Consider the following 12508-nt stretch of genomic DNA (forward strand, 5'->3'; position numbering starts at 1 on the left):
GGCCTGAAAGGTTTTAAAAGAACTTTTTAGGCAGTTTTCAACACTCATATTTTTAGACTAAAAGTGCATTTCATCGATATTATACGTTCTTTCAACTTATAGCGTTCTTATGAAAATGGATTTTGGCACGTTGCTTGAACTCCATAACCCAAATCATAAAACCATAACATCATGAAAAAATCTCTACTCCTAATTGTTTTAGCGGTTTTAGCATCGTGTAGCGGTGTAAAGAAAACCCAGCAAGCCCTTAATACTGGAAATTATTTGACAGCCATGAATAGGGCCATTGATAACCTTTCTAAGAATAAAACGAAGAAAGGAAATCAACAATACGTTTTGATGCTTGAAGAAGCTTTTGCCAAACACACTGAAAGAGAGTTGAACAACATCAACTTTTTACAGAATGATGGCAATCATGCAGGTTATCGCCAGATATATGAAAGTTACACTGGACTAAAAGATTTACAAAATCGAATCAGTCCACTATTACCATTGCCTGTTTACGATGAGAGTAGACAAGCTAATTTTACATTGAGAAACTATGACCATCAAATTGTTTCGGCTAAGAATGAACTCTCAAAGTATCTCTTTGAAAGTGCCAACAACACCATCGAAAATGCGGTTACGAAGCTTGATTTTAGACGTGCTTATGAAGATTTGCATTATCTAGAAGAGATTAATCCCGGCGCTTATGATGTTGTGGAATTAATGGAAACATCATATAAGAACGGTTTGGATTATGTCAAGGTAAAACTGAATAATAATACAGAACAAATATTACCATCACGATTAGAGGAAGAATTATTGGACTTTAATGCATTTGGTGTAAATAACTTTTGGACACAATATCATACAAATCCCATCAAAGATTTTAGGTATGATTATGAAATGGAATTGGATTTTGAGCGAATTAACATATCTCCAGAACAGGTACAAGAAAAACAACTGGTTAAGGAAAAATTAATCAAAGATGGATTCGAATATGTGCTTGATGAAAATGGAAATGTGGCGAAAGATAGCCTTGGAAATGATATCAAAGTAGATAAATTCAAAAAAGTCAAATGCAGCTTTTATCAATTTACGCAATTGAAGACAGCGCAAGTTGGTGCCCAAATCACTTTCAGAGACTTGCAAACTAAGCAGGACATCAATTCCTATCCAATTTCCAGTCAATTTGTATTCGAACATGTTTATGCCAGACATAGTGGTGACAGAAGAGCACTTGACGATGATTTAATTGGTTTGTTGGACCTGGTTGCGATTCAATTTCCAAGCAATGAACAAATGGTCTACGACGCTGGTGAAGACTTGAAAAACAGATTATCAGAAATCGTTAGAAGACACGGTTTCAATTAAAGACCATATTTGTAATACTTATAAAGCCCCTTTATTTGGGGCTTTTTTTATAAATATTTATTGATATCCACATCTGTTATGGCACCATGGGAGGTATGGAAGGTTGTTTGACCATTGCTTACGATTATTAATTGCGGGGATTGGTGTATTACCTGAAATTTTATTGCTGCTTCATTTGAAACTTCCCGGTATGCATGTAAATCGAGAAAGTACAAGTCTGAAGTATCGGCATCAAGCTCCCAAGAACTAGTTATCATTCGTAAAACCATTCCACTAATACCACAGGTAGTTGAATGTTTAAAAATAAGTTGTGGTTTGTCTTTTGAATTAACCAAGATCTCCTCCAATTGTTCCAATGAAGTCAGGGGTTTCCAAGGTAACTTCTTTTCAGGTTTTCTAGATTGTTCACCACCACCGAATAGTTTTCCGAATAAAGCCATAATGCAAATTTAATGGTATGTCGGAATATAGAACAATACATTTCATGCTGACTAATTGGCACTCAAAATCAATCAATTACGGCCATTTTGACACTCTCTTTGGAATGGTAAGATTATTGAACACAATTGGAAAAAGAATATATGAATCCGAATAACTTCACTATAAAATCACAGGAGGCTTTGCAGCAAGCACAGCAAATTGCTATGGGCCATGAGCACCAGCAAGTAGAAAATGAACATCTATTTAAAGCAATTGCCGAGGTTGACGAAAACGTTCTTCCTTTTTTATTAAAAAAAATAGGAGTTGACCTCAATTTATTACTTCAAGTATTGGAGCGAGAATTACAGAGTTTTCCCAAGGTTTCCGGTGGCGACCTCATGTTTTCACGAGAAGCTGGCAATACTCTGAACCAAGCAGCTGTTACTTCAAAAAAAATGGGCGATGACTATGTTTCCATTGAACATATTCTTTTGGCAATAGTTAAGTCCAAAAGTAAAATCGCAAAAATCCTAAAGGACCAAAACATAAAAGAATCGGCACTTTTAGCTGCTATTGAAGAACTTAGAAAAGGCGGAAAAGTGACTTCGCAAGGTGCTGAAGACACGTATAATTCATTGGAGAAATACGCTAAAAATCTGAACAATCTTGCAGATTCAGGTAAACTTGACCCCGTAATTGGTAGGGATGAGGAGATTCGGAGAGTTTTACAAATACTTTCACGAAGAACGAAAAACAACCCAATGCTGGTCGGCGAACCGGGCGTGGGTAAAACGGCAATAGCCGAAGGATTGGCCCATAGAATAGTTCAGGGAGACGTACCTGAAAACCTAAAAGAAAAGACACTCTATTCTTTAGATATGGGGGCGCTAATTGCTGGCGCAAAATATAAAGGGGAGTTTGAAGAGCGATTAAAATCAGTAATCAAAGAAGTTACCACTTCCGATGGTGACATCGTACTTTTTATTGATGAAATACATACACTTGTTGGTGCTGGTGGCGGCCAAGGTGCAATGGACGCTGCTAATATTCTCAAACCTGCTTTGGCTCGTGGGGAACTTCGTGCAATTGGGGCAACCACTTTGGATGAATACCAAAAATATTTTGAAAAGGACAAGGCATTAGAACGTAGATTCCAAAAAGTATTGGTTGATGAACCCGATACTGAAAGTGCCATTTCAATTCTTAGGGGTATTAAAGAAAAATATGAAGCACATCACAAAGTAAGAATCAAGGATGAAGCGGTTATCGCAGCAGTTGAATTATCACAACGGTACATTACCAATCGATTTTTACCGGACAAGGCAATTGACTTAATTGACGAAGCAGCCTCAAAGCTTCGCATGGAAATCAACTCTAAACCAGAGGAATTGGATGTTTTGGACAGAAAAATAATGCAGCTGGAGATTGAGATTGAAGCCATCAAACGTGAAAAGGATGATGAAAAACTTAAGTCCTTAAATCTTGAATTAGCGAATCTAAAAGAAGAACGCAACGAAATCTTCGCACAATGGGAAAGTGAAAAATCTGTTGTTGATAACATTCAAAAAACCAAGCAAAACATTGAAAACTTCAAAATTGAAGCAGAACGTGCGGAGCGTAATGGTGATTATGGATTAGTTGCAGAGCTGCGCTATGGCAAAATAAAAGACGCCCAAGATGAATTGGAAAAACTCAATACCCAGCTGCAAGAGCAACAAAAGGGAAATACACTAATTAAGGAAGAGGTTTCCAACGAAGACATTGCAGAAGTTGTAGCAAAATGGACCGGTATTCCGGTCACTAAAATGCTCCAAAGCGAAAGGGAAAAATTGTTGAACCTGGAATCAGTGTTGCATGAACGTGTCATTGGCCAAAATGAAGCCATACAAGCCGTGGCTGATGCCATAAGAAGAAGTAGAACCGGTCTTCAAGATGAGAAAAAGCCAATTGGTTCCTTCTTGTTCTTGGGCACTACAGGTGTGGGAAAGACGGAGCTTGCAAAAACGTTGGCGTCATATCTTTTTGATGATGAAAATGCTATTACGCGTATTGACATGAGTGAATACCAAGAAAGGCATTCGGTTAGTAGGTTGGTTGGGGCTCCTCCAGGTTATGTTGGTTATGAGGAAGGTGGTCAATTGACCGAAGCGGTAAGAAGAAGGCCATATTCCGTTATTTTATTGGATGAAATTGAAAAAGCCCATCCAGATACATTCAACGTTCTTTTACAAGTTTTGGATGAAGGTAGACTAACAGACAATAAAGGACGTGTTGCCGATTTTAAAAATGCCATAATCATCATGACCAGTAATATGGGCAGCCATATTATCCAGGAAAAATTTGAAACATTGGATGATTTGGATAGTGCAACAGAAGCATCACGGGTTGAAGTACTTGGTTTATTGCGAAAGACAATACGTCCTGAGTTTTTGAATCGGATTGATGATATAATTATGTTTACCCCACTTTCAAATTCAGATATTAAAGCTATCGTAAAATTACAACTAGAACAGTTGAAGAAATTATTGATGAAACAACATATTACCCTTGAGGCAACCGAAGAAGCAGTGGACTATTTGTCCAATAAGGGATTTGACCCTCAATATGGGGCCAGACCCATAAAAAGACTGATTCAGAAGGAGGTTCTCAATCTTTTGTCAAAAAAATTGCTAAAAGGAACCGTAAAAAATGAAAGCATCATTCTTTTGGATTCATTTAATGAAACCTTAGTATTTAGAAATCAATCCCAGCTTGTGGAATAAAGAAGGCCCCTAAAGGGGTCTTTTTTAATACCCTACGGTATCTTTTCATATATTTAGTCCTTCAAACCAACCGAAATGACTACCAAGGCAGAGCGCACCTCTCAGTATATTATTGAGACCGTAGCCCCCATATTCAACAAGCATGGTTATGTTGGAACCAGTTTAAGTCATCTAACAGAAGCAACTGGTCTCACCAAGGGTGCCATCTACGGGAATTTTGAGAATAAAGAATCTCTTGCACTTATTTCTTTTCAACATCTACGAACGATTTTACTGGACAAAATCGATGAAAAGCTTGGTGTGGAGGGAGATTCGAAAGTTCGAATTTTCAATTTGATAAATTTTTATCGCGAGTATGATCAATTTATTGAACCACTTGGTGGCTGTCCAATATTAAATTTTGGAGTGGATTCGCAGGGCAATAATGATAAGCTGGCAGCAGCTTGTAAAGAAACTGTAAAGGAGATTGAAGGTAAAATCGCCTTTGTTCTGGAAAATGGTGTCAATTTTGGGGAAATAAGGCTCCCCGTAGCACCTTTGCAATTTGCTAAACAACTGTTTACTTTTTTAAATGGAGCAATCGCCATGAATGATATAACGGGGGACAGAAAATACCTGCTCAATACGATTGCGTACTTAGAACAATTAATTGGGCAAGAGTTCAGTCAGCATTAAAACACGTACTTTATTTAACTCTGAAAACCCATAACTCCCCAGAATACCTACCGCCAAAATTGCTATTGCGAGCAGCCCTAGCTTCTCCAAGGGTACTATACCTTTCTAAATAAACATAATTGAATTTATTCACACTTCGATAAAATGATTTTGGCTCCAATCCTCGATTACGGAGTGTAACCATGAAGTTTTCAAAATAGCGTTGCGTTCCAAATACATTGGCAATCAAATAATAACCAGGCTCCAGACCCTCAGCAGAAGAAACTTCTTGATATCGTTCATTTGGTTCGGGTTTCTCTTCTAATTGTTGTGCCTCAACTCTCGCAATGCTATCTTGCTTAGCCTTCTCAATTTCCTTTCTTATCTCTTCCTGGCGAACCTTTCTAATTGAGTCTTCTTTAGTTTGACGTAGTTGTTCAAGTTTTTCTGCTTCAGCAAGTTGCTTGGCTTCTTCAACCCTTGCTAAGGAATCGTTTGTGGCCTTATTCCACTCTTCCCACCTTTTTGCCTCTTGAGCCCTCTGAATGGAATCTCTTGCAACCTCGGCCAGCCTTTTCGCTTCTTCACGTTGTTCACGTTCCAAGCGCCTTTGTTCCCTTCTTGAAAGCTTAGGTTCTTCAGGAGACAATTTCTCTTCTTCTAATTGTTCTTCTGTATTTCCTTCCTCGGGTTCCTCTTCTAAATCGGTCTCATTTTGTGCCTCTTGGGGAGAAAATTGTTGTTTGCCAAAATGATATGTAGCGACCAATTCAAATGTTGGGTCAGCTTCGCTAGCCACATCATCTATTCCGAACTCAACAAGGCCTCCAATTGAGAAATTCTGAAATAAGGTGACACCAGCCCCTCCGGAAATTCCATAAAAATTATTGTATCCCCCTTGAACCCAAAATTTTGGATGCTGTAATAAACTCACTAACCCATATTGTAAATCGGCCTCTGGAAAAGAACGAACATACGCCTGCGGCCTCAAATAACTGTCTGCCCCGAATAGAGTAATTGGAAAGTCATAGGACATTAAGCTCCCGAAAACCCGACCTGTTTCTTCTCTTTGACTATCAGAAAAATCAAAATTCAATGCATTTTCAACGGTAAATCCCAAGTTAAACGAACCAACCTGTACGCGAATTCCAGGGGCAAATTGTCCAACAAAACTATCTTCCAAAGTATCAGTTAGCGTGTTGTCAACGACCTTCTGTTGAAAAAAACTAACATTAGAACCAAAAAACAAATTGGATTGTCCCGTTTCATCAAGCGGTATCGCAAATGAAAAATTAAGAATTCCACCTGTCAATTGAAACGCCCCTGTATTATTTTGAAAGAAACCAATTCCTCCTGCTGCTTGAGGACCAAGTCCTTGGGTATAATTAAAAAAAAGGGTTGTAGGATCTCCATCAGGTGCTTGCCACTGCCATCGGGTCCAGACGGATAAAGAGCGAGGATTATTCCTGTCTAGCGAGAAAGTTGGATTTAGCAAGCTTGAATTTATATTGCTAAGGTTATGTTGGCGCAAATCATCCAGTAATATGGTCTGAGCGCTCAATCCGATTGAAAAGAAAAATAAAACAGCCTTAAATATGAATTTATACATATTTTTAAAATTAGACGCCCATACAAAGTCTTGACAAATCGTTTTAAACCAAATAATTATGATTAAAATTCCTGTTGCTTTAACTAAATATGTTCTTTTTGCTTCCTTATTGTTTTGGGGGAATTGGTGTCAAAACACAATGCAAGATATGGAAAATAGGCAAGAAGGGCTTGCAACTACATTTTACTTTATAAGGCATGCTGAAAAAGAAACGGCCAATAAGAATGATAGAAATCCTGATTTAACGAATGTCGGAATTGAAAGGTCGAATAAGTGGGCAGGTATATTTGAATTTATTGATTTGGATGCCATATTTAGTACTAATTACAAGAGAACTAGAAATACTGCCAAACCAATTGCAGTTTCAAAAAATCTTCCAGTTGAGCGATTAAACTATCCTGAAATTCCTTACGATTCCTTGTTGTCGGTTTATAAGGGAAAGCAAATTTTGTTTGTGGGGCACAGCAATACAACTCCAGAAATGGTAAATTACTTATTAGGTTCCGATGTTTACGCCCAAATGGATGAAAATGACTACGGAAGTCTCTTTGTAGTAACACTAATTGATAAGAAAGCTACCAGCACTAGACTTAATTTAGATTGACGGTCTATCTCACCTCTATCTCCTCCAGTTTAATTTCTGAGAGCAGTTCTAACCCATCATTCACGTAAAGACTATCGATTTTTTCAAAATTGGTCCCTTTGACCTTGGGTTTAAAATTCAAATAATCCACAAACCGGATACCATTGACATACCTTTCATTAAAGGCTTTACGAAAACGTTGACCCCCGCCTTCGGTTTGATATTCATAAGCTAAAAAATCAGGCTTTTGGGTTTCCTTGTTAAACCAATAAAGGAAAACATCTTCAAAATCTTCTCCTCCGTTTTCTTCAGAAAACGTTATTCTAACCTTGTCATAAGTCTTATTAGCAATTACTACTTCCCCTAAAAACTTTTTCCGCACTGCTTGGTCGTTTAATCCGTAAGGCAACCTAGAAAAATAATGAACCGAATTAACTGAATTTGCATACTTAACCGCCATGCTGTCCGGCACTGTGATTAAGCTATCGTTTACATACCTTTTTAAAACGTTATTGTATAAAATGTCAATTATCACCAAATCATCATCTTGTTGTTCACGCTCTAGTCTGGGCTTGCCTGACTCATACGAATACCGGTAACGCATACCCCTAAATAAAAAAGACGTTTGTTTGTTCTTGTAGTTTTCGCCTCCCGAAACCGTAATAGCTTCATCAACAAACTGTTGTGCGCTAGGAACACTTTTAACCTCGTTTTTACACGAAATAATACTAATTGCAACAAAAAGGGTAAGATAAACTTTCATCAAAAACGTTTTGTTCTAAATCGGATTATTCCGGACAAACTTACAATTTAGAGTGTTTAGCTTAATTTTGCAGGCCATGCAGAAGAATATCAACATAAAAAATAAGCGGGCCACATTTGATTACGAAGTTCTGGACAGGTATCAAGCTGGAATTGTTCTTTCTGGAACTGAAATAAAGTCAATAAGATTAGGTAAAGCGTCTATTTCTCAAAGTTTCTGCGAATTCAATGACCGAGGAGAACTATACATTATCAATATGCAAATTGACCCATATAGTCACGGAGGTCACTACAATCACAGCCCAAAAGCTGAACGTAAATTATTATTGAATAAGAAAGAACTGAAAAAACTGAACAAAGAAGTCAACACTTCTGGCCTGACGATTGTTCCCTTAAATTTATTTGTTAACGACGGAGGGTTGGCTAAAATGAACATTGCCCTTGCAAGGGGAAAAAAACAGTATGACAAACGGGAAACTATAAAGGACAGGGACAATAAACGAAACCTCTCTAGGATAAAAAAGGCTTTCAATAATTAATTCTTATTTCCTAAAAGCGGTACAAATCTGAAACTACCCAACTCCTGTTTTTTAAATTCTTTTTCCGAAGCTCTCACATAAATTGTCATAATTTGGGTATTCGTTCCAATAGGGATTACAAGACGTCCTCCAATTTTTAACTGGGATAAAAGAGCCTTAGGCACCTCTGGAGCACCAGCAGTTACGATTATACCATCAAACTGGGCATCTTCGGGTAATCCCTTATAACCATCTCCAAAAACCATTTTCTTGGGACGATAGCCCATCTTTTTAAAAAAGAGTCTTGTTTTCTTGAACAGTTCACTTTGTCGCTCAATAGTATACACTTTAGCCTTTAAATACAGTAAGATGGCAGTTTGATAACCACTTCCAGTACCTATTTCCAAAATCTTATCACCTGGTTTTATATCCAATAACTCTGTTTGGAAGGCCACCGTGTAAGGTTGGGAAATGGTTTGTTCAGCACCTATAGGAAACGCCTTGTCTTGATAGGCATGATCCTCGAAGCTACTATCCAAAAAAAGATGGCGTGGTACAGTTCGAATTGCTTCAAGCACCGTAGAATCGGTAATACCCTTTTGAGCAACCTCATTGGCGAGCTGGTTTCGTTTTCCCCGGTGTCTCGGTAAGTCTTGCATATTATTTCAGTGCGAATTTAAAAACATTGCTTTGAAGTTACCATTTGAGCAGACCTTTATTTATACTCATATCCGTATTTTTGAAAAAAATAAAACCTATGCTCAAAGCAGGTGTTTTAGGCGCCGGTCATCTTGGTAAAATTCATCTTAGATTACTCGAACAATCAGATAAATATGAGCTTGTTGGATTCCATGACCCCGACCAAATTTTAGCAAAAAATGTGGGAGATGAATTCGGGTATACCTCATTTGACAATATCAATGACTTAATTGAAAAGACGGATGTCATTGATATCGTGACCCCTACCCTATCACATTTTGATGTTGCGAAAAAGGCGATTGAAAAAGGTAAGCACATTTTCATTGAAAAACCCATAACAAAGACTTTAGATGAAGCCGAAGAACTAATTCGACTTAAAAACAAGCATAATATCAAAGGACAAGTAGGGCATGTGGAGCGTTTCAATCCAGCATTTATAGCGGTCAAGAATAACATAAAGAATCCAATGTTCATTGAGACACATCGCTTAGCTGAATTCAACCCAAGAGGTACTGACGTCCCTGTGGTTTTGGATTTGATGATACATGATATTGATGTAATACTGAGTGTAGTCAATTCAAATGTGAAAAGCATCAATGCCAGCGGTGTCTCGGTAATCAGTAAGTCGCCCGATATAGCAAATGCCAGATTGGAGTTTGAAAATGGATGTGTAGCGAATTTGACGGCGAGCCGTATTTCATTGAAGAATATGAGAAAGTCAAGATTCTTTCAGCAGGATGCATATATCGCGGTCGATTTTTTAGAAAAAGCAGTGGAGGTTGTTCGTATGAAAGATGCGCCTAAACAACCAGGGGATTTTGACATGATTTTGCAAAATGCAGAAGGGGAAAAAAAGCAGATTTATTTTGAAAATCCTGAAATAAATCCCAACAATGCCATTTTAGACGAGCTCGAGACCTTTGCTGACGCTATTGTAAATCAAACAGAACCTATTGTTAGTTTAGAACAAGGAACAGAGGCATTGCGTGTAGCTTTAAAAATAATTGAAGATTTTAACTAAAATGAAATATATTGCTGTAATTGGTGCGGGAACAATGGGTAATGGAATTGCCCATGTCTTTGCGCAAAATGGTTTTAAGGTTAATTTGATTGATATTTCTGAAGAAGCCTTGAATAAAGGCTTGGCGACCATTACAAAAAACTTGGATAGAATGCTTTCAAGGGAAAAGATTACAGTTTCCGACAAGGAAAACACCTTGAATAACCTAACTACTTTCCATAAAATTGAAAATGGAGTAAAAGACGTTGAATTGGTGGTTGAAGCGGCAACAGAGAATATCGCCTTAAAACTTAAAATTTTCAAAGAACTAGATGAAATATGCCCAAGTGATACAATACTTGCAACTAATACCTCTTCAATTTCCATAACTCAAATAGCAGCACAAACCAATCGCGCAGAAAAAGTGATTGGCATGCATTTTATGAATCCGGTTCCAATCATGAAACTAGTTGAAATCATTAGGGGCTACAATACCTCTGAAGAAGTTACTCGAACAATTATGGATCTTTCAAGGCAATTGGGAAAAGTGCCAACAGAGGTAAATGATTACCCAGGATTCATCGCCAATAGGATATTAATGCCCATGATTAATGAAGCTATTGAGAGTTTGTTCAATGGCGTGGCCGGAGTTGAAGAAATAGATACAGTAATGAAATTGGGAATGGCCCATCCAATGGGACCGTTACAGCTTGCAGATTTTATTGGCTTAGATGTATGTTTATCAATTTTGAACGTTATGCATGACGGCTTTAAAAATCCGAAATATGCTCCTTGCCCATTATTGGTGAATATGGTTACAGCAAGAAAACTAGGGGTTAAATCTGGGGAAGGCTTTTATGATTATTCAGAAAGCCGAAAAGCTGAAAAGGTAGCTTCACAATTTTCTTAAAATGGCTAGTATTAAGCCCTTTAAGGCTATTCGGCCTGCACCAGACAAAGTTTCTTTCGTAGCTTCAAGGTCCTATGAAGAGTATGATAAAAAGGAATTAAAGGCTGTTTTGGCGTACAATCCCTACTCCTTTTTACATATAATCAATCCTGGGTTTAAGTATCACCGAAATTCCAGTGGTGAGGAACGTTTTAAGTTGGTGCGAAACAGGTACCTGGAATTTTTAGAAGAATCAACACTTATCCGAGATTTAGAGCCTTGTTTTTACCTGTATCAAATAAGTAAGAATGATTTTAGCAGTCTAGGCCTATTCTGTATAACCAGTATCGAAGATTATAGAAAGAATATCATTAAGAAACATGAGGATACCATTGAGAAAAGAGTCTCCCTTTTTAAGGATTATTTGAATACAGTAGGATTTAATGCCGAACCAGTGCTCATGACTTATGAAGATAAGACTGCAATCAGACAGGTCTTAAATAGAGAAATTAAGCACACTCCTGCTTATGATTTTACCACAACTGACGGATTTAAACATACCATGTGGAAAGTTTCCAGCATCGAAAGTATTCAGAAATTAGAGATGGCCTTCGACGAAATTCAAGAGTTGTATATTGCCGACGGGCATCATAGAAGCGCTTCAAGCGAATTATTACTAAAAGAACTGGAACATCAAAAAAGCGGTAATTCAAATTCTAAACAATATTTTTTGAGCTACCTGATTCCTGAATCAGAGATAAAAATATCTGGTTTCAACCGTATGCTCTCTGACCTAAATGGCCTTACAAAACAAGAATTTTTGGTTCGCCTAGATGAGTTCTTTCTTATTGAGCATAAAAAGTATATGGGTGTACTTCCGAAATCAAAGCATCAATTCACGATGTATTTGGAGGATGAGTTCTATATACTCCAACTCAGAAAAAACATCATTCAGTTCGAAGATGCACTCAGTCGACTTGACACCTACATTCTTTATAAAACCATATTGAAGCCAATTTTAGGTATTGAGGATCTAACTCGGGATAAACGAATTTCATATAGTCAAGGAAAAGCAGATTTATTGGAACTAAAAGAATCAATCGATAACGGCCCATATAAAGTTGGGTTCAGCACTGCTCCAATTTCAATTGAAGAGATAAAAGCAATTGCAGATGAAGGTCTTGTAATGCCGCCAAAAAGCACCTATATCGAACCAAAGCTTAGAAGTGGCCTAACCATTTATGAAATTTGATAAC

General features: G+C 37.6%; 12 protein-coding genes. 8 read left to right on the top strand and 4 right to left on the bottom strand.

Going from position 1 to position 12508, the window contains the following annotated elements; genetic code table 11:
- Positions 1 to 171 precede the first annotated feature (171 nt).
- The gene (locus HCU67_RS11320; RefSeq protein WP_168552729.1) at positions 172 to 1356 is read left to right on the top strand and encodes a hypothetical protein; all 1185 of its coding nucleotides are present in this window, start codon (positions 172 to 174) and stop codon (positions 1354 to 1356) included.
- 47 nt (positions 1357 to 1403) lie between these two features.
- Here HCU67_RS11320 and ytxJ read toward each other — a convergent pair whose 3' ends face one another.
- On the bottom strand, positions 1404 to 1796 hold the full coding sequence (gene ytxJ / locus HCU67_RS11325) for a bacillithiol system redox-active protein YtxJ (RefSeq protein WP_168552730.1): 393 nt from the start codon (positions 1794 to 1796) through the stop codon (positions 1404 to 1406).
- A gap of 141 nt (positions 1797 to 1937) precedes the next feature.
- On the opposite strand from ytxJ, the gene clpB reads away from it, so the two are divergent.
- Both clpB and HCU67_RS11335 read left to right on the top strand, forming a co-directional pair.
- Positions 1938 to 4538, top strand: a complete 2601-nt coding sequence (gene clpB / locus HCU67_RS11330) for an ATP-dependent chaperone ClpB (protein ID WP_168552731.1) — start codon at positions 1938 to 1940, stop codon at positions 4536 to 4538.
- A gap of 75 nt (positions 4539 to 4613) precedes the next feature.
- Positions 4614 to 5213: a TetR/AcrR family transcriptional regulator gene (locus HCU67_RS11335; RefSeq protein WP_168552732.1), complete on the top strand. Its 600-nt coding sequence runs from the start codon at positions 4614 to 4616 to the stop codon at positions 5211 to 5213.
- A gap of 10 nt (positions 5214 to 5223) precedes the next feature.
- Here HCU67_RS11335 and HCU67_RS11340 read toward each other — a convergent pair whose 3' ends face one another.
- Positions 5224 to 6801, bottom strand: a complete 1578-nt coding sequence (locus HCU67_RS11340; protein WP_168552733.1) for a PorP/SprF family type IX secretion system membrane protein — start codon at positions 6799 to 6801, stop codon at positions 5224 to 5226.
- A 58-nt stretch (positions 6802 to 6859) separates the two neighbouring features.
- On the opposite strand from HCU67_RS11340, the gene HCU67_RS11345 reads away from it, so the two are divergent.
- Positions 6860 to 7405, top strand: coding sequence for a phosphoglycerate mutase family protein (locus HCU67_RS11345; protein WP_168552734.1), 546 nt, complete (start codon positions 6860 to 6862; stop codon positions 7403 to 7405).
- A 4-nt stretch (positions 7406 to 7409) separates the two neighbouring features.
- Here HCU67_RS11345 and HCU67_RS11350 read toward each other — a convergent pair whose 3' ends face one another.
- The gene (locus HCU67_RS11350; RefSeq protein WP_168552735.1) at positions 7410 to 8147 is read right to left on the bottom strand and encodes a DUF6503 family protein; all 738 of its coding nucleotides are present in this window, start codon (positions 8145 to 8147) and stop codon (positions 7410 to 7412) included.
- Positions 8148 to 8223: 76 nt separating this feature from the next.
- Here HCU67_RS11350 and smpB point away from each other — a divergent pair, with 76 nt between their 5' ends.
- The gene (gene smpB / locus HCU67_RS11355; protein ID WP_168552736.1) at positions 8224 to 8685 is read left to right on the top strand and encodes an SsrA-binding protein SmpB; all 462 of its coding nucleotides are present in this window, start codon (positions 8224 to 8226) and stop codon (positions 8683 to 8685) included.
- On the opposite strand, the gene HCU67_RS11360 is transcribed toward smpB, so the two are convergent.
- On the bottom strand, positions 8682 to 9323 hold the full coding sequence (locus HCU67_RS11360; RefSeq protein ID WP_168552737.1) for a protein-L-isoaspartate(D-aspartate) O-methyltransferase: 642 nt from the start codon (positions 9321 to 9323) through the stop codon (positions 8682 to 8684). The genes smpB and HCU67_RS11360 overlap by 4 nt on opposite strands.
- A gap of 98 nt (positions 9324 to 9421) precedes the next feature.
- Between HCU67_RS11360 and HCU67_RS11365 the strand changes: the two genes are divergently transcribed.
- Genes HCU67_RS11365 through HCU67_RS11375 form a run of 3 tightly spaced genes read left to right on the top strand, consistent with a single transcriptional unit; the run spans position 9422 to position 12504 of the window.
- Positions 9422 to 10384 (top strand): Gfo/Idh/MocA family protein, encoded by a 963-nt coding sequence (locus HCU67_RS11365; RefSeq protein WP_168553498.1) that lies wholly within the window; start codon positions 9422 to 9424, stop codon positions 10382 to 10384.
- 1 nt (position 10385) lies between these two features.
- Positions 10386 to 11273, top strand: a complete 888-nt coding sequence (locus HCU67_RS11370; RefSeq protein WP_168552738.1) for a 3-hydroxyacyl-CoA dehydrogenase family protein — start codon at positions 10386 to 10388, stop codon at positions 11271 to 11273.
- A 1-nt stretch (position 11274) separates the two neighbouring features.
- A complete protein-coding gene (locus HCU67_RS11375; protein ID WP_168552739.1) occupies positions 11275 to 12504 on the top strand; it encodes a DUF1015 domain-containing protein in 1230 nt (409 codons plus the stop codon).
- Positions 12505 to 12508 lie beyond the last annotated feature (4 nt).

The sequence above is a fragment of the Croceivirga thetidis genome, from assembly GCF_012272815.1.
Classification (GTDB): Bacteria; Bacteroidota; Bacteroidia; order Flavobacteriales; family Flavobacteriaceae; genus Croceivirga; species Croceivirga thetidis.